General features: G+C 62.3%; 16 protein-coding genes. 12 read left to right on the top strand and 4 right to left on the bottom strand.

From position 1 onward, the window contains the following. Nucleotides 1-44 precede the first annotated feature (44 nt). The 12 genes from ACRSCF_RS18335 (at nucleotide 45) to ACRSCF_RS18280 (ending at nucleotide 16894) form a co-directional block, all read left to right on the top strand. Nucleotides 45-1421 (top strand): DUF1329 domain-containing protein, encoded by a 1377-nt coding sequence (locus ACRSCF_RS18335; RefSeq protein ID WP_016445430.1) that lies wholly within the window; start codon nucleotides 45-47, stop codon nucleotides 1419-1421. Nucleotides 1422-1458: 37 nt separating this feature from the next. Beyond that, nucleotides 1459-3093, top strand: coding sequence for a DUF1302 domain-containing protein (locus ACRSCF_RS18330; protein ID WP_126312318.1), 1635 nt, complete (start codon nucleotides 1459-1461; stop codon nucleotides 3091-3093). Between the two features lie 13 nt (nucleotides 3094-3106). Continuing rightward, nucleotides 3107-5488, top strand: a complete 2382-nt coding sequence (locus ACRSCF_RS18325; protein WP_244386342.1) for an efflux RND transporter permease subunit — start codon at nucleotides 3107-3109, stop codon at nucleotides 5486-5488. Between the two features lie 83 nt (nucleotides 5489-5571). Next, a complete protein-coding gene (locus ACRSCF_RS18320) occupies nucleotides 5572-6480 on the top strand; it encodes a WD40/YVTN/BNR-like repeat-containing protein (RefSeq protein ID WP_236884656.1) in 909 nt (302 codons plus the stop codon). 73 nt (nucleotides 6481-6553) lie between these two features. Continuing rightward, the gene (locus tag ACRSCF_RS18315) at nucleotides 6554-8050 is read left to right on the top strand and encodes a flavin-containing monooxygenase (protein WP_016452455.1); all 1497 of its coding nucleotides are present in this window, start codon (nucleotides 6554-6556) and stop codon (nucleotides 8048-8050) included. A 51-nt stretch (nucleotides 8051-8101) separates the two neighbouring features. Next, nucleotides 8102-9040: an alpha/beta hydrolase gene (locus tag ACRSCF_RS18310; RefSeq protein ID WP_016452454.1), complete on the top strand. Its 939-nt coding sequence runs from the start codon at nucleotides 8102-8104 to the stop codon at nucleotides 9038-9040. Between the two features lie 68 nt (nucleotides 9041-9108). Further along, nucleotides 9109-9807, top strand: a complete 699-nt coding sequence (locus tag ACRSCF_RS18305; RefSeq protein WP_034364932.1) for a hypothetical protein — start codon at nucleotides 9109-9111, stop codon at nucleotides 9805-9807. Nucleotides 9808-9853: 46 nt separating this feature from the next. Further along, nucleotides 9854-11191, top strand: coding sequence for an aspartate aminotransferase family protein (locus ACRSCF_RS18300; RefSeq protein ID WP_016445437.1), 1338 nt, complete (start codon nucleotides 9854-9856; stop codon nucleotides 11189-11191). Nucleotides 11192-11225: 34 nt separating this feature from the next. Next, complete coding sequence (locus tag ACRSCF_RS18295; RefSeq protein WP_016445438.1) at nucleotides 11226-12866, top strand: choline dehydrogenase; 1641 nt, start codon at nucleotides 11226-11228, stop codon at nucleotides 12864-12866. Nucleotides 12867-12915: 49 nt separating this feature from the next. Continuing rightward, entirely contained in the window at nucleotides 12916-14346 is a 1431-nt protein-coding gene (locus ACRSCF_RS18290) for a gamma-aminobutyraldehyde dehydrogenase (RefSeq protein WP_034364935.1), read from the top strand. 125 nt (nucleotides 14347-14471) lie between these two features. Beyond that, entirely contained in the window at nucleotides 14472-15998 is a 1527-nt protein-coding gene (locus ACRSCF_RS18285) for a flavin-containing monooxygenase (protein ID WP_016445441.1), read from the top strand. Next, entirely contained in the window at nucleotides 15995-16894 is a 900-nt protein-coding gene (locus ACRSCF_RS18280) for an alpha/beta fold hydrolase (RefSeq protein ID WP_016445442.1), read from the top strand. The genes ACRSCF_RS18285 and ACRSCF_RS18280 overlap by 4 nt, the downstream gene beginning before the upstream one ends. A gap of 48 nt (nucleotides 16895-16942) precedes the next feature. Here the strand turns inward: ACRSCF_RS18280 and ACRSCF_RS18275 are convergent, their stop codons facing one another. The 4 genes from ACRSCF_RS18275 to ACRSCF_RS18260 form a co-directional block, all read right to left on the bottom strand. After that, entirely contained in the window at nucleotides 16943-18154 is a 1212-nt protein-coding gene (locus tag ACRSCF_RS18275; RefSeq protein ID WP_432675072.1) for a patatin-like phospholipase family protein, read from the bottom strand. Between the two features lie 224 nt (nucleotides 18155-18378). Next, complete coding sequence (locus ACRSCF_RS18270; RefSeq protein ID WP_026062277.1) at nucleotides 18379-19701, bottom strand: NAD(P)/FAD-dependent oxidoreductase; 1323 nt, start codon at nucleotides 19699-19701, stop codon at nucleotides 18379-18381. Between the two features lie 29 nt (nucleotides 19702-19730). Next, nucleotides 19731-22871 carry an efflux RND transporter permease subunit gene (locus tag ACRSCF_RS18265; RefSeq protein ID WP_244386341.1) on the bottom strand — a complete coding sequence of 1047 codons (3141 nt, stop codon included), beginning with the start codon at nucleotides 22869-22871 and terminating at the stop codon, nucleotides 19731-19733. Next, the gene (locus tag ACRSCF_RS18260) at nucleotides 22868-23998 is read right to left on the bottom strand and encodes an efflux RND transporter periplasmic adaptor subunit (protein ID WP_016452446.1); all 1131 of its coding nucleotides are present in this window, start codon (nucleotides 23996-23998) and stop codon (nucleotides 22868-22870) included. The genes ACRSCF_RS18265 and ACRSCF_RS18260 overlap by 4 nt, the downstream gene beginning before the upstream one ends. Between the last annotated feature and the right edge of the window lie 15 nt (nucleotides 23999-24013).

Genomic DNA, 24013 nt, shown 5'->3' with positions numbered 1-24013 from the left:
CAGCGCAGCCCTGCGTTTCATCCCTGCTCGAAAGGACCCTCAGCATGAACCCCATGAACTGTCACCGCGCGGTTGCCATTGCCGCGGCCATGTCGATGTCGTTTGCCTACGCGGACGATGCCGGCAAGTTGGGCACAACCCTGTCGCCCTCGGGCGCTGAAAAAAGCGCCTCTGCCGACGGTGCTGTGCCGGTCTGGTCTCAGCCGGAGCCTCAGGGGGCAGGCTGGACATTCGGCAAGCGGCGCATCGAATTCTTCAAGTACAAAGACGACAAGCCCCTGTATGCCATTGATGCGGGCAACGTTGACAAGTACGCCGACAAGCTGGCGCCGGGCCAGGTCGAACTGATCAAGTCCACAAAGGGCTTCCGCATGGACGTGTACCCCAGCCGAAGGACCTGTGGCACGCCGGACTTTGTGGCGGAGAACACCAGGAAGAACGTCGGCTTCGCCAGGATGGCGAGCGACGGTGTTTCCTTGGAAGAGGCCCATGTTCCGGGATTCCCTTTTCCGATGCCGGGCAATGGCGCGGAGGCCATGTGGAATATGAAGCTGCGCTACCGCGGGCTGGCGTCGGGCATGCGCAATTCCCAGACCATCGTCTCTCCGCGCAAGGGCAGCGACGAATGGATCAAGGCGGCAAACGACATCACGGTGTTCGTCCCCTGGGGCGTCAAAGGCAGCACGCTGTTTTCGAAGGTGGACCGCATGGAGGCGGCGGTCTACTTCGCCTACAACGCACCGGCGGCGCTTGCCGGGCAGGCCGCGGTGGTGACCACCATCGCAGGCAAGCCCCAGGAGGCGCACTACTACTTCCCCGGCCAGCGCCGCGTGCGGCGCATGCCCACCTATTCCTATGACTCGCCCCAGATCGGCATGGACAACCAGGTCACGGTCGACGAGTCGTACGTATACAGCGGACCGATGGACCGCTTCGACTGGAAGCTCGTCGGCAAGAAGGAACTGATCGTCCCATACAACGCCCTGGGCATCTTCGACTTCACGGCCAAGGCGGACGACGTGCTGCTGCGCGATGCGCCTGCGCCGGCCGTTCGTCGCTATGAGACACATCGCGTCTGGATCGTGGAGGCCACCGTCAAGCAAGGTGTGCGCCATCTGGCACCCAAGCGCACGTTCTACCTCGACGAGGACAGCTGGGCGCCATTGCTGGCGGTGGACCAGGATGCGCAGGGCAAGGTCTGGAAGGTGCGCGAGGGCTACGCGATGCCTGTCTACGAGACAGGCACATGCGACGTCGCGGCGTACTCCCAATACAACCTGGCGGACCAGCGCTACTTCCTGGACTACACCTCGCTTGGGGCAGGCAGTGACATCCAGTACTACACCGAGGCTGCGGGCAACCCGCGCCTGAAGCGCGACTTCTACACCTCGGACAACCTCCGTGCCATCAGCGAACGCTGAGCAGGCGACAACACGCCGCGCAACGAGGAGAACTGCGATGCATCACAACTGGAGACTGGCGGCTCTGGTGGGCCTGATGGCCGCCGGTACCGGCCACAGGGCCTACGCTATCAATTTCGAGACCGAAGGTCTGAGGGGGTCTTTCGATTCTTCCATTTCACTGGGCACGGGAGTGCGCGCCCAGTCGTCGGCCTGTGGATTGGTCGTTGCCGGGGCCACGGGCAACGGCGCGCCTTCGGGCTGCCTCTCGCCCACATCCGGGATCGGAGATCAAGGCAACCTGAACTATGGCAGGGGCGATGCCTTCACCACCTACCTTAAAGGCAGCCACGAACTGCTGTTGAAGTTCCCGGAGGATGTCACGGTGATGGCGCGGGCCAACTGGGTGCGTGATTTCTCCGCGACACATACGACAGGCGTGCTCAGCGCGACCACGCCGCCCGGCATGGGTGGCCTCACCGGCAGTGCAAGCGAGGATCTGCGTTTCAAGGCCCGCTTGCTGGATCTCTGGGTGAGCAAGTCCTTTGCCATCGGCGAGCGGCAGGCGCGCGTCCGTGTCGGCAACCAGGTAATCAACTGGGGAGAGAGTCTCTTTTTCCCTGGTGGTATCAACGCCACCAACGCATTGGACTACATGCGCCTGGCACAGCCTGGCGTGCAGTTGAAGGAAGCCGTGCTGCCGGCGCCCATGGCCAGCTTCGCGACTGGATTGGGGCACGGGCTTAATCTGGAAACCTATGCGCAATTCGGCTGGAACAAGAGCTATCTCCCTCCGGTGGGGAGCTACTGGTCTTCGACGAATTCCCTGGGCAAGGGGATGGAAGACTTCGGATACGCAGGCAGCAAGGCTCGCAATGGTGGCCAATGGGGGGCGTCGCTGCGCTGGCAGCCGCCGGGGTCTGAGCTAAACCTGGGTCTCTATGCCCTGAACTACCACGACAAACTGCCCGCGCTGAAGATTGATCAAGCGACCTTCGCACCGTCCTGGGTGTATCCGGAGAACCGCAGGCTGTACGGCATCAGCGCGAATTTCCCCGTGGGCGATTGGGCCGTGGGCACCGAGCTGTCGTATCGGCCCCGGGATGCCGTGGCCCTGAGCCCCTTGGCTGGCTGCGCTGACCGTGACGGCCGCTGCTGGGTGGATGAGAAGCGCTTTCAGTGGCATCTGACCGGGGTCTATGCCTTCTCGCCCGCCAATACGCCGGATTTTCTGAAGCTGATCCGCGCCCAGGCGGCGAACCTGATGGTCGAGACCGTCGTGGTGCACTACCCCGGCATGCGGCGATCCTATGGCGGGGATCCCGTGTCCGCCGGCTATTGGGGATGGGGCCAGGAAACCGATCCCACGGCGGCGCCGCTCACCGGCGGAACGCGTACCTCGGCGGGTATCGCGCTCGACTTTAGCGTGACTTACGACGGAACCCTCATCCCAGGCTGGCAGGTCATCCCGGAGATCTACTACTCGCGGGCACTGACGGGCCGCACGCCGAACGCGTCGGCGATGTTCATGAAGGGGGCCCAACAGATGAACCTGATCGTGACGTTCATCCAAAACCCCGCGAAATGGCAGTTCGCCGTCAACTATGCACGCTTCTGGGGCGGCTCCTCGCCTTTCGATCAGCCCTTGCGCGACCGCGCCTTCGTCGGCGCCGTGCTGACTCGAAATTTCTGATGGGGAGCCGAACGTGACTTTTGCCGAGCGAAATTCCAAACGCGGCCTGCTGAAGCGTTTGGAAAGCTGGTTGTTTCAGCGGCGCGTAGCGGTGCTGGGTGTGCTTGCCTTGCTGACGGTAGGCATGGGCTGGTTCGCCAGCCAGCTGCGGATGGATGCGGGCTTCGAAAAGCAATTGCCGATCGGGCACGAGTATGTGCGGACGTTCAACGACTACCGCAACGACCTGCTCGGCGCCAACCGACTGATCATCGCGGTCAAGGTCCGCAAGGGGAACATATGGAGCCCGGCGGCACTGCAGCGCCTGTATGACGTGACGCAGGCGGTGACGTTCATGCCCTACGTCGAGCGCGCTAGCGTGCAGTCCCTGTGGACGCCAAACGCCTTTGTCAACGAGATCACGGAAGAGGGCTTCCGCGCCGACCCCCTGGTGCCAGGGGACGTGACGCCCGACCGGCTGGACGAGCCAACCATCCAGGCCATCGCGCGTTCGACGGCCCAGGGGGGCTTCGTGGGAACCCTGGTCTCACGCGACCAGTCCAGTGCCATGGTGACGGCCGATCTGTCCGAAGTCGATGCCCAGGGCCGGCACATGGACTATGTCGAATTCAACCATGAGCTCGAGCGCGTCTTGCGTGCGAAATTTGAAGACGACGCCTTCGAGATCCAGATCATCGGCTTTGCCAAACAGATCGGCGACATTGCCGACGGTGCCTCTGCGGTTCTGCTGTTCTGCGGTGTGGCGCTGCTGCTCACTGCACTGGCGGTGTATGGCTACTGCCGCTCATGGCGGCTGACCCTGCTGCCCATCGTCTGTTCGCTCTCCTCGCTGGTATGGCAGTTCGGGGCCCTGCGGATTCTGGGCTATGGCCTCGATCCCCTGGGTGTGCTCGTCCCTTTCCTGGTGTTCGCGATCGGGGTGTCGCACGGCGTGCAGCAGATCAACCACATCGTGCGTGAAGTGGCCCATGGCAAGAGCTGCGACGAAGCAGCCCGCTCGGCCTTCACGGGTTTGTTGATCCCCGGGACGCTGGCCCTGGTGACGGCCTTTGTCACCTTCATCACGCTGCTGATGATCCCGATCCCCATGGTTCGCGAGCTGGCCATCACCGCTGCGCTGGGCGTGGCATTCAAGATCGTGACCAACCTGGTGATGCTGCCCGTGGCAGCCTCGCTGATGCAGGTCGATCAGGCCTATGCGCTTCGCGTCGAGCAGTTGACGGTACGCCGGCAGCGTTGGTTGCGCCTGCTGGCGCAAGTAGCCGTTCCGCGCAATGCGGTCGTGGTGCTGGCCATTGCAGCTGTGGTGCTGGGGGCCGCAGTCTGGAACAGCCGCGACCGTGTCGTCGGTACGCTCGAAGCAGGCGCCCCCGAATTGCGTCCCGAGTCCCGGTTCAACCGCGATGCATTGGCGATCGCATCTGGATACGACCTGGGACTGGACTGGATGAGCGTGATTTTCGAGGCGCCTCCGCAGTCGTGCGACAACGTCGCTGTCGGCCAGTACCAGGACCGTTTCGTCTGGGCAATGCAAGGTGTGCCGGGCGTGCTGTCGATCAACTCATTCTCGTCGGCGCTGCGCCAGTACAACGAAGGCTACAACGAAGGCAACCCGAAGATGGGGGCGGTCCCCATCGACGGCGGCAACTACGCAGCGCTGGCCGTGGAGATCGCGCGCAGTCCAGGGCTCATGCGCAAGGACTGCAGCATGACGGCCGTGCATCTGTTCCTCTCGGACCACAAGGCCACCACCATCGAAGGCGTGGTTTCGGCGGTCAAGGCGTTCCGCCAGCGCGAACAGCTGCCAGGCGTCGCGATTCGCCTCGCGTCGGGCAACGCCGGCGTCCTGGCCGCAGTCAACGAGGAGATCGAACACAGCGAACTGCCCATGATGCTGTACGTCTACGCAGCCATCGTCGGACTGATCCTGCTGGTCTACCGGGATGTGCGGGCCGTGCTGGTGTGCTGCCTGCCTTTGGCGATCAGTACCTTCATCGGCTACTGGTTCATGAAGGAGCTGCAGATCGGCCTGACCGTTGCCACGTTGCCTGTCATGGTGCTCGCGGTAGGGATTGGCGTGGACTACGCGTTCTACATCTACAACCGGCTGCAGCTGCACATGGCCAGCGGGCAAGGCATCGTCAAGGCGCTGGAGCATTCCATCCTTGAGGTCGGGGCAGCGACCATTTTTACGGCGATCACGCTGGCCATCGGCGTGGCGACGTGGAGCTTCTCGTCGCTGAAGTTCCAGTCGGACATGGGCAAGCTCCTGGCCTTCATGTTCATGGTGAACATGGTGATGGCCATGACGGTGCTGCCGGCATTCGCGGTATGGCTTGAGAGGGCGCTGCCGCGCCGGGGGCCGGTCCGGTCCGTGGGCCTGATGGCGCATTGAACGCGGGGATGACGATGACAAGACGTTTGTACAAGTGGGCGGCCTGGGGACTGGCAGGGGCCATTGCCTCCGCGGCCTGGGCAATGGACGAAGTCAAACCCGTACCGGCCATGACATCTGCCATCGCGACTCAGGCGGCCATCCTGGGCAGCACCTGGGCGGGAACACGGGCCGTGGCGGTCGGCGATCGCGGCGTTGTGCTGCTTTCGGACGATGGCGGCGCACGGTGGCGTCAGGCGCGGTCGGTGCCGGTCTCCTTCACGCTGACATCGGTGAGCTTTGCCGATGCGCAGCATGGGTGGGCCGTAGGGCACGGCGGGTCGGTGATCGTGACGCGCGATGGCGGAGAAACTTGGCGCGTTCAGCGGGTCGTCACGACGGAGGATCGGCCGCTGTTCTCCGTGCACTTCTTCGATGCGCATTCCGGCGTCGCGGTTGGGCTGTGGTCGCTGGTTCTGGTGACTTCCGATGGCGGTGAAACCTGGCAGGAGCGGCCATTGCAGCCTATGCCCGGCGCCAAGAAGGCCGACCTCAATCTGCTGGGCCTCTTTGCCGGCAGCGATGGCGCGCTCTTTGCCGCCGCAGAGCGCGGCCAGGTCCTGCGCAGCGACGACCGCGGTGCCACCTGGACATACCTTTCCACGGGCTACAACGGAAGCCTTTGGTGCGGTGCCATGTTGGCGGATGGTGCGCTGCTTGTCGGCGGGCAGCGCGGCACGCTGCTGCGCAGCGAGGACCACGGCCAGACCTGGAAGCCATTGCGGCTGGATACCAAGAGCTCAGTCACCGCAATCGCGGGCGCGTCGCAGGGCGTGACGCTGGTGGGGCTCGACGGACTCCTAGCGCGCAGCGGCGATGGCCGCGATTTCACGATCGAAACCAGGCCCGACGGGGTGGCGATCACCTCCGCGCTGGTGACGCCGCGCGATGGGGGCAGACAAGCGCTGCTGTTCACACGCCGAGGCGTGGTGCGCGGCGGCGGGCCGCCCTAATGCACTGGCGTCCATTGCCAGCCTGAGGCCTGGCCTTCGCCCATCTTCAATTTCATCCAAACAGGAGACAAACGTGATCACCCAACCTCAGGCCGCGCTCGTGAGCGGCCAGCATCTCGACTTTATTGTCGTGGGCGCCGGCATCTCGGGTCTTGGTGCGACTTACAACACGCACAAGCGATTTCCCGATCATTCATTCGCCGTACTCGAAGCCATGGACGGATTCGGGGGCACCTGGTGGACGCATCGCTACCCTGGCGCGCGTTCGGACAGCGATTGCTACACCTACGGCTACAGCTTCAAGCCCTGGGAAACGGGACGCGCCATCGGCACGGCCGACGAGATCCGCGCCTACTTAGGTGAGCTGATCGAAGAGAACCAGCTGACGCGCCACATCTACTACGGACACCGGATCACGGCAGCCCGGTGGTCGTCCCAGGACAAGTGCTGGACGCTGGAAGTCACTCGTATCCATTCGGGCGAAACGCTGACGCTGACGACGAGTTTTCTGTGGATGTGCTCGGGCTACTACGACCACACCAAGGGCTACACGCCCGAGTGGTCCGGCATGGGTGAATTCAAGGGGCAGTGGGTGCATCCGCAGCACTGGCCCCAGGATCTGGACTGCACGGGCAAGCAGGTGGTCGTCATCGGTTCAGGCGCCACGGCCGCTACCTTGATCCCGTCGTTGGCGGACACCGTTGCACACGTGACCATGTTGCAGCGCTCGCCCACGTTTTTCGCGGCAGATTCCCCTATCCATCCGCTGGAGACACAACTGCGCGAACTGGATGTGCGTCCCGACTGGGTGCACGAGATCATGCGGCGCGCATTCGTTGCCAAGGTGGACAGCGAAGTCCGCATGTCCTTCGAGCATCCCGAGGAAATGCGCGCGTGGATTCTTGAGCAGGCGCGAGCCCTCCTGCCTGAAGGCTTCGACGTGGACAAGCATTTCAACCCGAGCTATCGCCCATGGCAGCAACGCATCGCGCTGGTTCCTGACGGTGACCTGTTTGCGGCCATCCGCTGCGGCAAGGCTTCGGTAGTGACCGACGGTATCGAGCGCTTCGACGCCACGGGCATCCAGTTGACCAGTGGAGCGCATCTTGATGCCGACATCGTCGTCACCGCGACGGGCTTCAACATGCAGATGTTCGGAGGCGTGCCATTTTTCGTTGACGGCGAGGCGGTGGACTTCACCAAGCGTGTCAGCTATCGCGGCGTGATGATCGAAGGCATCCCCAACATGGCCTACGTCATGGGCTACTTCCGCTCAAGCTGGACGCTGCGCGCAGACCTGGTCACCGACCTGGTGTGCCGCATCGCCGAGCACATGCAGAGGGAGGGTCACAGCATGGTGGTTCCCACCGTGCCTACCGCGGACGCTGACATGCCGCGCCTGCCCTGGATCGATTCGGAGAACGTCAACTCGGGCTACATCATGCGTGCCCTGCACCTGCTGCCCCGCCAGGGCGATCGTCATCCCTGGAAGCAAGGCCTTGAGTACGAAGAGGAGCGTGTCTCGTTCCCCTCGGTGCGGCCTGACGAAGAGGCCCTCACATACCGCTGATCGCTCATGACGCCTGCGACCCCTTCATCGCTCAAAAAAGAAAGCCATTCCATGTCACTCGATCCCCATATCGCCGGCGCCATGAAGATGCTGGCCGAGGCTGGCGCGAAGCCGCTGCACGAAGGCACGCCCGAGGAGGGCAGGGCCTTCTATCTGGCGACGACGGCCGGCGCACTGACGCCCGAGCAAGTCGTCCCCGTGGCCCGTGTCCAGGACATCACCGTCGGTGGCGCTGTCGGGCCACTGAAGGCCCGCGTGTACCGCCCGGAAGGCGAGGGCCCGTTTCCGACCGTGGCCTATTTCCACGGCGGCGGATTCGTCATTGGCGACCTGGACACGCACGACAACATCTGCCGTGACATCTGCCGCGGCGCGAGTGCCGTGGTGGTGTCCGTGGACTACCGGCTGGCGCCCGAACATGCGTTTCCTGCAGGCATTGAAGACGCCGTCGCGGCCACGAAATGGATCGTGGCGCATGCGAGCGAGCTGGGCGGCGGCCGCATCGTCGGCGTCGCTGGCGACAGCGCGGGCGGCAACTTCTCGGCGGTCGTCGCCCAGCAACTGCGCGATGAAGGTATCCCGCTGGCAGCGCAGTTCCTCATCTACCCCGCTGTGGATCATGTGGCGGCGCAGTACCCCAGTGTCGCGGAGAACGGCGAGGGATATCTGCTCGATGTGGCCACCATCAATTGGTTCTATGACCACTACGCGGGCGACTATCCAGACCCGATGGATCCACGCCTGGCGCCGTTGCAGGCCAAGGACTTGAGCCGGCTGGCACCGGCGCTGGTAGTCACGGCGCAATTCGATCCATTGCGCGACTCGGGCGCTGCCTACGCGGCGGCCATGAACGCGGCCGGCAGCCCCGCAAAACATATGCCGGGCCCAGGAATGATCCATGGCTTCTTTGAAATGGGACCGTGGTCGCCTGGCGCGCAACAGCTGATGCAGCGAAGCATCCAGCAATTCGGGGCGATGTTGCATGAATGAAGCGAGGGCCGTCACGCCTGTGCCGGCTTGAGATCAACGAGCTCGACGCTCACCGAGGCCCAATCACCATGAATACGATTTTTCTTTTGCTGGCCGATGTGCTGCTGATCCTTGCCGGGATCATCTATGGCGCGAAGTTTCTCAAAAAGCGCAATTATCTGTGTGGGATCGAATGGTTCGTCATGGCCATCTCAGGCACCCACTTCCTGTTGTGGGCGCTCTTGGGATGGGATTTCGGCTACAGCGTTGCGCATTTCTTCGATGCGTTCTCGCGGTCCTTCGGTTTTCCTGTGGTCGCGGTCGCGGGCATGATGGTGGTGACCCACAGCTACCAGCCCTCGCGCCTTGCGGATGTCCTGTATTTCCTGCTCGGTTTCGCAGGCGCTGCCGTGCTTGTGGCGGCCGACCATGCGCCGGCGTTCGCGGTCTACAAGCCGCCGTTCTACCTTCTGATGTGCCTGGTCTTCCTGGCCTATCTGGCGTACTTCGCCTGGAGGCTGCACAAAGCGGGAGAGGCGCTGCATGCGATGGGAACGGTGTTCGTTGCGCTGAGCGGCCTGGCCATCGCCGTCTTCTACGACTATGTCCCGATACCCGGCGACGACGCGGATCGCACGGTGTTCTACACCGCAGCCTTGTCCGTCTGGGCTTTCATGATGGTCGAGCTGTACTACGGCTATTGCGCACTCGAGCGTGCCACACAGGCGCGGTTCGGCGCCTATGCCCGTGAGCCGCTTGCCAAGACCCGTTTGCGCCGTCACGCCTGACAGCGCGCAAAGCCCCCCTCATCGCTTAATCCTTTGGAGTGCAATCATGGCTCACTGGCCAGACCTGGCTTCCCGTTCCCGGGAACTGTATGAACGCGGCTTGAAAGTGCTGCCCGGCGGCATCACGCGCACATTGCCATGGCAGGAACCTTTTCCGGTCTATGCCTCGTATGGCGAAGGGGCCTACGTGGTCGACGTCGATGGAACGCGCCGCCTTGACCTGCTGAACAACTTTGCCTCTCTGATCCACGGTCACGCGCATCCAGGCGTCGTGCAAGCCGTCCGTCACCAGGTCGGCAATGGAACGGCCTTCACGCTGCCCACGGAGCAGGAGGTCGCGCTGGCGGAAACCCTATGCGGACGGGCAGAGAGCTTCGAGCAGGTGCGATTCTGCAACTCGGGTTCGGAAGCCGTCATGAGCGCGATCAAAGCCGCCCGTGCGATCACGGGCCGGTCCAAGATCGTCAAGGCGGAGGGCGTCTATCACGGTGCCTACGACTATGCCGAGGTCAGCCTCGATTCTTCACCGTCGAATTGGGGCGAGGATCCGAACTCGATCGGCTACTCAAAAGGGGTGCCCAAAGGGGTGACCGACGATGTTGTAGTCATCCCCTTCAACGACGTCGAGGCCTCCGAGCGAATCATCCGCGCAAATGCTGCAGACATCGCGGCTGTCCTGCTCGACGCAGCGCCCAGCTATTTGGGATTCATCCAGGTCTCCCCGCGCTTCACCGACATGATTGAACGTGTGACCCGCGAGATCGGAGCACTTTTCATTCTTGACGAAGTCATCTCGTTCAGGTCTCACACGGGTGGCGCTCAAACGCTGCTGGGCATCCATCCGGATCTGACCACCTTGGGCAAGATCATTGGTGGCGGCTTCCCCGTCGGCGCAGTGGCGGGACGGCGTGAGCTCATGCAGATCTACGACCATCGCCAAGGCAAGCCCGGCTTGCCGTGGAGCGGCACCTTCACGGCCAACCCGGTCACGATGACCGCGGGCAAAGTCACGCTGGATCTGCTTGACGACAGCGCGATCGATCGCATGGCACAGCTGACTTCCCGGCTGGTGGGGGCGCTGAACCAGGCATTCGCGCGGTCCGGCTTTCCAGGGCAGGTCACAGGCTTCGGGTCGAGCTTCATGGTGTTCGGCCATCAACGGCAGGTGACCGATTACCGCTCCGGCTATTCCAGCCCTGAGGAAACAAAGCGCGTTGTCGCACTTCAACGCGCCTTGACGCTGGCGGGCTTCCATATTGCCCGCACCGGTAAGGCATTCCTTTCCACCCCGATGACCGAAGCGGACATCGAGAGCTTCATCAGCGCCGTCAGCCGCATCGTCGATGCGCGGCTGGAGCCGGTGGGCGCGGGGGTGGTGTCATGACTTTTCCCAAGAACCTGCGAGCGAGGGCCACACTGTGACGGACTACATCATTGTCGGCGGCGGGTCCGCAGGCTGTGTTCTGGCGAATCGACTGTCCGCGAACCCGGACGTCGAAGTCACGCTGATCGAAGCCGGCGGCTGGGACAGCAGTCCCTTCATCGGCATGCCGGCCGGCTATTTCCAACTGATGAAAACCGGGCAGATCGACTGGGGCTACAACACCGAGCCCCAGGAGCATCTTGCCGGCAGACGGCTGTTCTGGCCGCGGGCGAAAGTGCTGGGCGGATGCAGTTGCGTCAACGGCATGGTCTATATCCGAGGCAGCGCCACGGACTACGACCATTGGGCGGCTTTGGGCAACAGTGGTTGGTCCTTCGAGGATTGCCTGCCCTATTTTCTTCGTGCCGAGAACTGGAACGGCCCCAGCAGTCCCATCCATGGACACGACGGTCCGTTGCATACCAGCCGCTACGGTGTCCAGCACCCCTTGTCGAAGGCGTTCGTGGAGGCGGGCGTCCAGGCCGGATACCCGTACCGGGACGACTTCAATGGCGGTGAACAGGAAGGCTTTGGCCCCTGCGACAGCACGATCAAGGCCTACGGAAACAAGGGGATCCGGGCGAGCACGGCTTTCGCTTACCTGCATCCGGTCAAGGACCGAAAGAACCTCAAGATCATCACCAAGGCATTGGCCACCCGGGTCATCGTCGAGCATGGCCGCGCGGTCGGCGTCGAGTTTCTTCGCCGTGGCCGCAAGGAAGTTGTGCGTGCGCATCAGGAGGTGCTGCTGTCGGGCGGCGCGATCAACTCGCCGCAGCTGCTTCAGTTGTCCGGCATTGGCGATCCGTCGCATCTGCGCGCTGTGGGCATCGACGTCACGGTGGCATTGCCTGGCGTGGGCCAGAACCTGCACGATCACCTCTCCGTCGGAGTGCAATGCCGCTCGACGCAGCCCAACTCGCTCCTGACCTATGTGCGTCCCGTTCGTGCTGCCGCCGCCCTGGCGCGGTACATGTGGGACAAGGGAGGCCCTGGCGCGTATCACGGCGTGGAGGCGCTGGCCTTCGTGAAAAGCCAGCCCGATCTGATCGCCGCGGACATCCAGTACCACTTCGAGATGATCATGTACCGCGAAAACGGTCGGGTCATCATTCCCGAGCACGGTTTCACGCCCCTGTTCAACATCTCGCGCCCCAAGAGTCGGGGCTGGTTGAAGATCCAGTCGGCGGACCCCACTCAGCACCCGCGCCTTCAGCCCAACTATTTCTCGGATCCGGATGACATTCGCATCTATCGCGAGGGGATTCGTGTCGGCCGGGAAGTGCTGGCGCAAAAGGCGTTCGATCCCTATCGCGGCGTGGAGTACGCCCCCGGACCGCAGGCCACGACCGATGCCCAGATCGACCAGTACCTGAGGGAGAACGTCGAATCCGTCTACCACCCGGTAGGCACTTGCAAGATGGGCAGCGACGAGATGGCTGTCGTGGACGATCGGCTGCGCGTGCGCGGCGTGAGCGGCCTGCGCGTCATCGATGCATCCATCATGCCGACCATCGTGAGCGGCAATACCAATGCACCCACGATCATGATCGCCGAAAAGGCGGCGGATTTCATCCTCGCTGCGGGCTCCCGCGGCGCCAAGGCCGCGACCGCGGTCGCCGCCGTTGCGGCCTAGCGGTCCGCGGCATATCCCCTCAACCTCATCCCGTAGACAGGAGACTCGCGTGTTTGACCAAGAACTGCTGATCGGTTCCGCCTTTGTCGTGGGCGCGGAAACCAAGGAGAAGATCCTTAATCCAAAGACCGGGGCGCTGCTGACCGAATTGGCCGAAGCCTCGCTTGCGCAGGTCGATGCGGCGGTCGAGGCAGCGTCCAAGGCCTTCACCGCCTGGTCTCGAACCACGCCTGCCGAGCGATCGCGCCTGCTGTTGAAGCTGGCCGATGCCATTGAGAGCGCCGGCGAGGAATTCGCGACGCTCGAAGCGCTCAACTGCGGCAAGCCGCGCATCCGCGTGCTGGAGGATGAGATCCCGGCGATCGTCGATTGCTTTCGCTTCTTCGCCGGCGCCGCACGAACGATGCACGGCGCTGTGTCCGGCGAATACGTTGCCAACCACACGTCGATGATTCGCCGAGACCCGATCGGCGTCGTCGCATCCATCGCGCCCTGGAACTACCCTCTGATGATGGCGGCCTGGAAATTGGCACCCGCGATTGCTGGCGGCAATACGGTCGTGATCAAGCCTTCGGAGCAGACGCCCCTGACGCTGCTGAAGCTTGCGAAGATCATTGCGGACATCTTTCCCGCCGGTGTCGTCAACGTGGTCACGGGGCGCGGCGCTAGCGTGGGCGATGCGCTGATCCACCATCCGAAGGTGGCGATGGTCTCGCTCACCGGCGATATCGGCACGGGCAAGAAGGTGCTGCAGGCCGCGTCCAGGATCGTCAAGCGGACCCACCTCGAGCTCGGCGGCAAGGCGCCCGTCATAGTCTTCGATGACGCCGACCTTGCCAGCGTCGTGGAAGGCGTCAAGGTCTTCGGCTACTACAACGCTGGCCAAGACTGCACCGCCGCCTGCCGCATCTATGCCGGCAAGAAGATCTACGACAAGCTCGTTGCCGACCTTTCCGGTGCGGTCAAGAGCCTCAAGTTCAATCAGCCCAACGATGACGACAACGACCTGGGCCCACTGATCTCGGCCAGGCAGCAATCCCGCGTCGAATCCTTTGTTCAGCGGGCGTCTGAAAACAAGCACATCGAGATTACGGCGGGCGGCCACGTGGGTGGTGGTAGCGGCTTCTTCTACGAACCCACCGTCGTGGCTGGCGCGCTGCAAGGCGACGAAATCGTCCAGCGCGAAGTCTTCGGTCCCGTCGTCTCGGTGACGCGATTCGACGATGCCGATGAAGCAGTGCGCTGGGCCAACGATTCCGACTATGGCCTGGCCTCATCGGTCTGGACCCAGGACATTTCACGCGGCATGGCGACGGCCGCCCAATTGCAGTACGGCTGCACCTGGATCAACACGCACTTCGTGCTGACGAGCGAAATGCCGCACGGCGGCGTGAAGTCATCGGGCTACGGCAAGGATCTGTCCATGTACGCACTGGAGGACTACACGGTCGCGCGGCATGTCATGGTCAAGACAGGCTGAAACGATGCACAGGGTCAACGCGATCGCCGGCGCCCATGTGGCGCAGATCGAGGGCGGCAAGGGCGGCAGCCTCGAGCTTTTTTACTTATTGAAAACTGGTCAAAACACAAGGAAACAGGAACAGCATGCTCTCGCAATCAGCTCCTCTCGATGAACCTCTGGACGTCCTGATCATTGGGGCGGGAGTTTCCGGCATCGGCCTTGCCGCCTATCTGCGCCGAAAACAGCCCGGAAAACGCTTTTCCATTCTCGAGGCTCGAGAGCGGATTGGCGGAACATGGGATCTGTTCAAATATCCCGGCATTCGATCCGACTCGGACCTCTACACCTTCGGTTTCGACTTCAAGCCCTGGGTCAAGAACAAAACGCTGGCGGACGCACGGGACATCCTCGAGTACCTTCGCGAAACCGTTGAGGAGTTCGATCTGGGGCCGGTCATCCAATACCAGCAGCAGGTGGAATCGGCGGACTGGCTGAGCGGTGAGGGCCTTTGGGCGGTCCGGGTCCGCGACGGAATCGGCGGCGATGTCCGCACGGTCAGGACCCGCTGGCTGTTCAGCGCTGGCGGCTACTATCGATACGATCAAGGCTACAGCCCGCGCTTCGAAGGCTCGGAACGTTTCAAGGGGCGGATCGTGCATCCGCAGCATTGGCCTGAGGATCTGGACTACTGCGGCAAGCGCGTCGTCGTGATCGGCAGCGGCGCCACGGCAGTGACGCTCATCCCGGCGATGGCCGATCAGGTGGCGCACATCACCATGCTGCAGCGCACGCCTTCGTACATCATCAACCAGCCTGCTACCGACTCCGTCGCCGGCTTCCTGCAAAAGATACTGCCGGCCCAAACCGCCTACTCGCTGACCCGCTACAAGAACGCCAGGATCACTCTGGGGTTCTGGAGCTTTTGCCAACGCTTTCCGAAGCTGGCCCGAAAGCTTCTCGTGGGGCTCGTGCGCCGGGACCTGCCGAAGGGGTACCCCGTCGACGTGCACTTCAACCCGCCATACAACCCTTGGGACCAGCGGCTGTGCTCGGTGCCCGACGGTGACTTGTTCAAATGCCTCAGTTCGGGCAAGGCGTCCGTGGTGACCGACCAGATCGAGACCTTCACCGAATCGGGCATCCTTCTCAAGTCGGGCAAGGAAATCGAGGCCGACATCATCGTCACGGCCACCGGACTCAACGTCCAGCTCTTTGGGGGAGTGGCCTTGCGCAAGGATGGGCAGCCGGTGGTGTTGAGCGAAACATTGGCCTACAAGGGAATGATGTTGTCCGGTGTGCCGAACTTTGCCTTTGCCGTCGGCTACACCAACTCGTCTTGGACGCTGAAGGTCTGCCTGCTGTGCGATCACTTCTGCCGGCTCCTGGCTTACATGGATGAACATCGGCACGCCGTCTGCGAGGCACAGGCGCCAGAAGGGATCGAGACCCGCCCGCTGCTGGATTTCGGTGCAGGCTACGTGCAGCGCGCGCTGCACAGCGTGCCACGACAGGGACCCGGCGAACCTTGGGTCATGTCCATGGACTACTTCCGCGACGTCAAACTGCTGCGACGCGGGCGGGTGGCAGAAAAGTGCCTGGCGTTCTCGCCGGCCCCCGGCGCGAGTTCCCAGGCTCCGCTTGATCTGCGACTTTCAAAGGCTCGCGCATGAACACGGGAGACCTCTTCTGCAATATGGCCGATGGCCGACGCATCTGCTACCGCAGCCACGGCCCCGATGGTGGGGAGACGTTGATTCTGGTGGTGGGCCTGGGGTTGCAACTGACGTACTGGCCACAGGCCTTGATCGATGGTCTGGTAGAGGCCGGTTTGCGGGTGGTTGTCTTGGACAACCGCGACGCGGGACAGTCGTCCTTCACCGACGCCGAGCCGCCCAGCACATTCCAGCAACTCCTTCGCCGGCCCACGCGCGGCTACGACCTGGGGCACATGGCCAGCGATGTGGTCGGTTTGATGGATGCCCTGTCCATAGCCTCTGCCCACGTCATGGGGATGTCCATGGGCGGCATGATCGCGCAGACCCTGGCGGCGCGCCATGCCGAGAGGATGAAGTCGTTGACCTCCGTCTTTTCGACCACCGGATCATTGAAGGTCGGCCAGCCGGCGCTCAAGTCGATATTGCAGCTGATCCGTCGGCCGCCACGTGATCAGCGGGAGGCTGCTCGAGATTACGTCGACCTCTTGCGAGTGGTCGGCTCGAGCCTGGAGTGGAGCGAGCCTCGGCACCGGCAATATGCAGAACAAGCCTGGGAGCGCGGTGGTGGCCTGCGCAACAACGTCGGCACCGCGCGGCAGATCGGGGCAATCATCAATTCCGGTGATCGGACGGCCGAGTTGGGCCGCGTGCGGTGCCCCACGCTGGTCATCCATGGCGACCGGGATCTGATGGTGGCGACCAGTGGCGGTTACGCCACCGCAGCGGCCATCGGTGGCGCACGCCTGGTCATCTTGCCGGGCATGGGGCATGACATTGCACCGGGTCTGGTCAACATCCTCGTCGACCTGATCGCGGGACATGTGCGGTCCTGCCTGCGCCCTGCGAGCTAGGCGAGGGTGCTTGTCGGCCTTTGGGGCTTTGGCGCGCGCGACATCAGATCATGGTGGCGCCAAAGCCTTCAGCGATTCAACCAGCTCCTGGTGGGCCGGGGATTTTCGAACAGCCTCCGAACCTGCCTGCTGCAAGTCGCGGACGTCCTGTGCTTCGACCGTGAAGGCCGTCGGCACACGCAAAAGCCTGTAACGGAAACTGTCGTCGTCGACATCGTTCAGGCTTACGCTGACGACATATACCTCGCAATCTGCTGCAAACGGGCTGCCAGGCAAACCTCTGGTGCGCTGAATCTCGTTACGCCAGCGTTGCAGATCATCGTTGAGCATCGCCAGCGTCTGCTGGCTGTCGCGGGTCCCGGCACCAAAGATCAGTGTCTCCAATACCTGTGGAATGGTAGGGACCTGATCACTCTTGTCCACACGCTCGGCAAGCGCACGTGCAGAGTTGACTGTGACCAGCACCAGGCGATGGATGGAGCCAGCTTTTGCTTCAGGGAAGTTCGCGCCCATGGAGCCTACAGCGGTCATTTGATCGAGCAGCAAGCGAACGCCGAGGTTGTCGCTGACTCCGCCATCCACCAGGTGGATATAGGGGCGCTCCTTGGCATTGCGGTAGCTGACGGCACTGCGCCGCAATATGTGTGCGCGGTAGCCTGACGCGGGCTGGAGTACCGATGCTTTTACATCGGGACATTGGTCGGCATAGTTGCGTATGGCGACGGGCGACAGCAGCAGCGGTACGGCGGAGGACGCTGCAACTGCGAATGACAGTGGGGTAGCGTCAAGATCGGAGCAGATCAGCTGGAACTGTTCGGACGTGAAGTTGAAGGGGGCCCCGGTGGTCAGGTCGGTAGCCGTGATCATGAGGTCCGGTGCTCCAGGGCGGCTGCGAGCGTCGGCGAAGGTCTTGCCTTCGTAGAGCTTGTTCAGGCGATCCATCAGCAACTGCGTTCTGCCATACCAGGGTGAGGTCAATGTGTAGAGCTCACCAGGCCAGAACACATCGCGTATGAGACGGCTTTCGAATGGCGTGAGCAGGAATTCTGGCTCAAATCGCTTGAGCGTCGCGTCGCCAAAGGCTGCGTAGTGTGCGGCCAGGATGCTGCCACCTGACACGCCACTGATCAATACGGTCTCGTCCAGCAACGTCGTTGTGCGTTCTCCGATCTTGAACTCCTGCGCCTTGAGTTCACGCAGCACACCGAGGCCAAAGGCTGCGGCACGCGCACCCCCTCCGGACAAGGTCACGGCAACCATGACAGACTTTGGTTGATGCTGCTCGGCCGCTAGCACCTCCCGAGGCTGATGGGGATACGGTTCATTGATCCAGGGCCTGTAAGTGGAGCATCCTGCCAGCAATAAGATCGAAATGGCTTGCAGGGTGCGAGTCCAGGGTGAAGCTAACTTGCGCATGTGTATACCGTGAGGAAAGCCGGTGTCAATCTGCCTTGTCCTGGTGACCTGTACATGTTTTGCACATTTCAATCGAGCCGGATGGTGGGACGGAGCCGGGCATTCATCAGATCGACCAGCCACATCTGGCTGCCACGCCAGAAGCCATGCAGCTGGGCCTGGTGGCTGCGGTAAAGCAGTGCATGGCTCAGTTGCGCCAGGCGCCCTCTGAAGGTCACACCCTTGAACAAGCCTGTCTTGCCGAGCGAGCCATAGGCGTCATATTCACCCAGTGACACCAGGGCCCCCATATCACGGTACTTGAAATCCGGTGGTGATATGTCGTGCAGCAGTGCGGCTGGAAGATGGCGAATCAGGTGCTGCGCTTGTTGATGAGCAATCTGTGCGGTAGGAGGAAACGGCCGCTCGGCCCCCTCGGGTATCAGGCTGGCACAGTCGCCCAATGCATAGATGTCCGCGTCATGGGTAGTCTGCAATGAAGGGCGCACGATCAACTGATGGTTACGGTTGGTCTCCAGCCCATCCAGATCACTCAGAATCTCCGGGGCCTTGACTCCGGCCGCCCAAACCTTCAGTGATGCATGAACTTCCGTGTTGTCGCCCAACACGAAGCCGTGCGCATTGACCGCTGCCACACGCGTCGCGACCTTGACCTGCACACCCAGAGCTTCCAGCCGAGCTTGGGCACTGGCGGAAATATCTTCCGGAAAGGCCGCAAGGAGGCGAGGGCCGCTTTCTATGAGCGTGATGTTTATCCGCCTCTTCAGACCCTTGGCTCCATAGGCCTCTGCAGCGTCAGCCAAACCGACGAGTTCGGCAGCCAACTCCACACCAGTCGCTCCGCCACCAACGATGGCGATGGAAAGGGTGGCATTTTTCTCATTGCTGCCTTCGTGTCCCAGGCATTGGAGCAGCTGCGTGCGGATCTCCTGGTTGAATGCATCTGCCTGCAGGCGTGAGTCGATGGTGTAGCAGTGCTCGGCCGCACCCGGTGTGCCAAAGTCGTTTGCCTGGCTGCCTACTGCGATGATGAGCTTGGTATACGGAACGCTACGCTCCGGGACAAGCACCCGTCCGTCGGGTGCCAGCAGCGCCGCAATCTCCACTTGTCGCGACTCGCGGTCAACGCCCAGCAGTTCACCGGGCTCGTAAGAGAAATTGCAGGCATGTGCTTGTGCTATGTAGGCCGTTTGTTGCTGGTAAATATCGCGCGTGCCCGCTGCGATGGTGTGCAGCATGGGTTTCCACACGTGGGCGAACTCGCGATCAATCAGCAGGACTGGTGGCAGCTTGCTGCCGGAATTGGCACTCAGCTTGCCCATCGCCGTGGCTACGGCAAGACCTGCCACGCCACCACCTACGATGATGATCGGTGCTTGGGATGTATTCATGTCATGGTTCCCTGGGTAGAGATGTCCTGTCAGGCAGCTACCGCTTGGGCGTTATTGCGGCCTGTCAAGCGTGCTGCCCATTGGGCGATTCGGTCGCTGAACAGCAGTTCGTACAAGACAGGCACCAGGCCCAGCGTGATCAGGGTGCCGAGCATCAGGCCGCCGATGATGGTCACGGCCATGCCGGTCCACAAAGTGCCGGCAAACAGTAGCAGCGGGATCAGACCCACGATGCAGGTCATCTTGGTCATCACGATGGGGCGCAGTCGCGCTACCGCTGCCGCGACGACCGCTTCGCGCCGGGTCTTGCCCTCGGCCAGCTCTTCCTCGATCCGCTCGAGCAGCAGCACCGCGTTGTTGACGATGATGCCTGCCAGCGACAGCAAGCCGAACGTTGCCATGAAGCTCATGGGCTCTCCCGCGATCATCATCGCCGGCCCGACACCAATCATTGCGAACGGAATGATGGCGAGGATCAGCGCGAGCTTTCGGAAGGAACGGAACTGCCATAGGAACAGAACCAGCATGGCTACGGTTGCATGCGGTAGGTACTGCTCCAACGAGACGTTGGCTTCAGCGGAGTCTTCAATCTCTGCGCCCATTTCGATGCGATAGCCTGGTGGCAAGGCGATCTGGCTCACGACTGGAGCGGCAGCTTGTACCGCCTGCAGTGCCGTGCCATGGGTGCTGCGGCCCTCAACCGTCAAGGTGCGCACCAGGTTGCGGCGTAAGAGCGCTGCGGGCTCGAAGTCGAGGCTCACTGCAGCCATGGCCGAAAGTGGGTGCGGCGCCCCCCCATTGGCAGGATAGATGAGTGTATTGGCGAGGTTCTCCGCACTGGCGCGCTCGGAAGCCGTACCGCGTATGACCAGCGGTACCAAGGTGTCGTTGTCGCGCATGACGGATGCCTGAATACCGCTGTTGCGCGCTGCCAGCGTCGTCGCAATGTCTTCGCTGCTGATTCCCAGCGCTCGTGCCTTGGCTTGATCAATCTGTACATTCATGCGTGGAACACGGGGGCCCCAATCATCGCGAACCATCACCATTCCGGGAATAGGTCGCAGCGCAGCTTTCACCTGTTCGCCGATGGCTCGCAACACATTCTCGTCAGGCCCGGAGATCCGATAGGCAACCGCACCCGCGTCATTGCTGCTGCGCGAGAACAGCTTGGGGTCGATACGCACGTCCGGGTGATGGTCATTCATCCAGGCGGTGGTGCGTTCCATCACCGTCTTGAGTTGCTTGGCATCCTTCACCGTGACAGTGAAGTAGCCCACGTGAGAGGCTGGCATAGGAGGGGTCAGTGCCAGCACGACCCTGGGCCCGCCTTCGGCCACATAGCCAATGCTGGTGCTGACTTCGGGGTTCACCTGCCTGTCAGCGAGCCAGCGGCTCAGATCCTCTACCACCTGCTTGGTTTGTCGCGTGTCCGTGCCCGGCTGCAGCTCCAGCCCCATTTGGAACTGGGGGCGATCCGATGGCGGCAAGAAGCCTGCGGGCAGGTTGGCCAGCAGCAGCAGGGCACCGGTCAACAGCGCGACCATGAATCCCATGAAGATGGCTTTGTGCGCCAACAAGTACCGGATCACCTTGGCGTAGCCGGCATAGAAGCCGGTGAGCTGGGGTTCGGCGTGTGCATCGTGATTCTTGTCTGCCGGCTTGGGGTGGGCTTTCAGGAAGTAGTAGCAAAGCAGCGGAGTCACTGTCAGGCATAGGAGCCAGGAGCCGAGCAGGCACAACCCCAGAACGATGACCAGCGGCTTGAGGTATTCATTCGTTGTGGTGTTTCCAAAGAAGAAAGGAGAGAAGGCCAAAATGATGACCAGTGACGAGGTCAACAGCGGAATGGCAAGCGTCCGCCCGGCTTCGATGCAGGCGTTGCGGCGGTCTTCACCCAATGCGAGTCGCCGCTCCACGTCTTCCACGATCACGATGCCGTTGTCCACCAGCAGTCCCAACGCAATGATGATGGCCGCCATGGATACCGAATGCAGTTCAATCCCCAGGCTGCGCATGATGAGCAGCGTGAGGAGAATCGTCAGCGGTACGATGCTGCCCACCACCAGGCCCGCCCGCCACCCCAGGAAGAGGACGACCACGATCATCACGATGACCACCGTCTCGCCCATCACTTGGTTCATGCGACCCATCTCGGTCTTGACCACGTCGGGCTGGAAGGTCACGTAGTCCAGGCTGAAGCCCGCAGGCAACTGGGCCTGCAGCTCCGTCACGCGTTGCTGCAATGCGGCGCCCACAGTCTTGACGTTCTGGCCTGATCGCATCGAGATGCCCAACACCACGGCATCCTGGCCCTTGTAGATGGCCGCGCTTTCCGGAGGATCGGCCTTTTGCACCTGGAGACGCGCCAAGGCGCCCAGACGGATTTGGGCAGGGCCAAGGTGCGACGCGTCGGCGCCCTGGCGTGCCAATGGCACCGACAACATGAAGTTTTCCAGTTCGGCGACGGAGCGGATTTCGCCCGATGCGATTACCACACTGTTGACGCCAGCCAGAACAGCCTGGCCCCCTGACTGCACCACGTTCTGCTGGCGCAGTTGTTGCAGCACCGCAGCGGGCGACAAACCCAGACCCGCCATGCGTGCACGGTCGAACTCAAGATAGACACGGTCCTCTTGCCAGCCGTGCACGCTTACGCCCTGTATGCCAGGTAAACGGAAGATGCCTTCTCGCAGCATCTTGAGCGGCTCGCGCATCTCGCTCATGGAGAAGTCCGGCGCTGTCACGGCAATCGACGCGATTGCCACGCGGCCGAAATCGTCATCGATCTGAGCAGGCAAGGTACCCGTGGGGAACAGGGGTTCCACCTCCTGCACCTTGGCGCGCAATCGCTGCCATACCGGCATCAACTCCTTGACGTCTTCGCGCAAAGTAGCCTTCACCAGCACAGAGCCGGAGCGCACCGTGCTGACGACGTTTTTCAGTTCCGCCATCTGGCGCAGATTTTCTTCCACGGGACGGGCAATCAGCTGCTCCATGCGCTCGGAGGGCATGCCAGGATTGGAGATCATGATCACGGCATCACGTATCGTGACGGAGGGCTCCTCCTGCGAGGGAAAGCTCAGGAAGGTAAAGATCCCCGTAATCAAAATCAGCAGCGCGACAAAAAGGGTCAGCCTGCTGGATTGCAGCGCTCCTTCGGCCAGCTTCATGATTTCGCCCCTTTCAGGACAGTCTGGGGCACATGCACTACCACTTGTTGTCCAGCGTTCAGAAAGGCGGTGCCGGCGGTCACCACGCGGTCCCCGACGGATAAGCCCTGGTCGATGACAACCCGCCCGTGGGACGTCAAGTGGCCTGCGGTCTTGATAGGTCGCAACTCCAGTTTGTTTTCCTGATCGATCACGTACACCTGGGCCTGAGACGCTTCAGTGCCAGCCATGACCGCAGTAACGGGCAAGGTCAGTGTGGCAGCCTGGGCTGGTTTCTGTGGTAGCTCCACCGACACCATTCCGCCGCTTCGAAGTCCGGGGCTGCTGCTTCGTTCTGTGCGCTGGACGCTGTAAATGGCCTGAACCAGTGAGCCGTTGTCACTGCGTGTGGACAAGTATTCGAGCACCAACGGGAAAGTGCGTTCGCCACTGCGGCCCTGCGCCTTATCACCCACAGCAAGCGTACTGGCGACGGTATCCGGAAACATGGCAACCACCTCCAGAGCACTTCCCGCCTGCAACTGCAAAATGGTCTGTCCGGCAGACACGTCGGAATGTGGCTGTGCTTGTCGGCCCACCACTTCACCATCAAAAGGCGCGGTGATTTTTGTCAGGCTCAGGTCACGGCGTGCCGATGCAAGTGCGGCATCTGCCGCATCGAGCTGGCTGCGCGCCAGTTGGTGCGCAGCGCGAGCAGACTGCAGGGCAGTGGGGGAGATGATCTTGTCATTGGCAAGCATCTCCTGTTGATGGAGTTGGGTGCTGCGCTCTAGCAGCGATGCGGCTGCTGCCGCACGGTCCGCAGCAGCTTTGTCCACGCGCCATCGGGCAGGTGACTCGTCCAGCCGCGCAATCACTTGACCTGCCCGCACACGGTCGCCCACTTCGACGGAAATGGCCGTGAGTCGGCCAGATGTTTCAAAACCCAGATCAGTGCGTTGGCGCGCGCGCAACGTGCCGACAAAGTTATCTGCGCGGGATGCAATGCCCGCTTCGCCAACGACCTCGATTTTCACCGGTTTGGGCGTAGCCGTTGTAGTGGCGGCATGTTGTGTGCAAGCAGCCAGCGTGACGGTCGATAGCACGCATGCCAGTAACCGGGAGATGGAGTTGAGAGAGAAATGCATGATTGGATGCGTGTG

The sequence above is a fragment of the Delftia sp. 11MD genome, from assembly GCF_050907895.1.
GTDB classification, from domain to species: domain Bacteria; phylum Pseudomonadota; class Gammaproteobacteria; order Burkholderiales; family Burkholderiaceae_C; genus Comamonas; species Comamonas tsuruhatensis.
Note: the sequence above shows the minus strand (reverse complement) of the source record. Positions and strands in the feature narration are given on the sequence as shown.

Bases quoted from the DNA above. Each gene is read 5' to 3' on its own strand.
- ACRSCF_RS18280 (WP_016445442.1), top strand. From the start codon at position 15,995: ATGAACACGGGAGACCTCTTCTGCAATATGGCCGATGGCCGACGCATC.
- ACRSCF_RS18300 (WP_016445437.1), top strand. From the start codon at position 9,854: ATGGCTCACTGGCCAGACCTGGCTTCCCGTTCCCGGGAACTGTATGAA.
- ACRSCF_RS18275 (WP_432675072.1), bottom strand. From the start codon at position 18,154: ATGGTTGCCGTGACCTTGTCCGGAGGGGGTGCGCGTGCCGCAGCCTTT.
- ACRSCF_RS18335 (WP_016445430.1), top strand. From the start codon at position 45: ATGAACCCCATGAACTGTCACCGCGCGGTTGCCATTGCCGCGGCCATG.
- ACRSCF_RS18270 (WP_026062277.1), bottom strand. From the start codon at position 19,701: ATGAATACATCCCAAGCACCGATCATCATCGTAGGTGGTGGCGTGGCA.
- ACRSCF_RS18260 (WP_016452446.1), bottom strand. From the start codon at position 23,998: ATGCATTTCTCTCTCAACTCCATCTCCCGGTTACTGGCATGCGTGCTA.
- ACRSCF_RS18330 (WP_126312318.1), top strand. From the start codon at position 1,459: ATGCATCACAACTGGAGACTGGCGGCTCTGGTGGGCCTGATGGCCGCC.
- ACRSCF_RS18320 (WP_236884656.1), top strand. From the start codon at position 5,572: ATGGACGAAGTCAAACCCGTACCGGCCATGACATCTGCCATCGCGACT.
- ACRSCF_RS18285 (WP_016445441.1), top strand. From the start codon at position 14,472: ATGCTCTCGCAATCAGCTCCTCTCGATGAACCTCTGGACGTCCTGATC.
- ACRSCF_RS18310 (WP_016452454.1), top strand. From the start codon at position 8,102: ATGTCACTCGATCCCCATATCGCCGGCGCCATGAAGATGCTGGCCGAG.
- ACRSCF_RS18265 (WP_244386341.1), bottom strand. From the start codon at position 22,871: ATGAAGCTGGCCGAAGGAGCGCTGCAATCCAGCAGGCTGACCCTTTTT.
- ACRSCF_RS18305 (WP_034364932.1), top strand. From the start codon at position 9,109: ATGAATACGATTTTTCTTTTGCTGGCCGATGTGCTGCTGATCCTTGCC.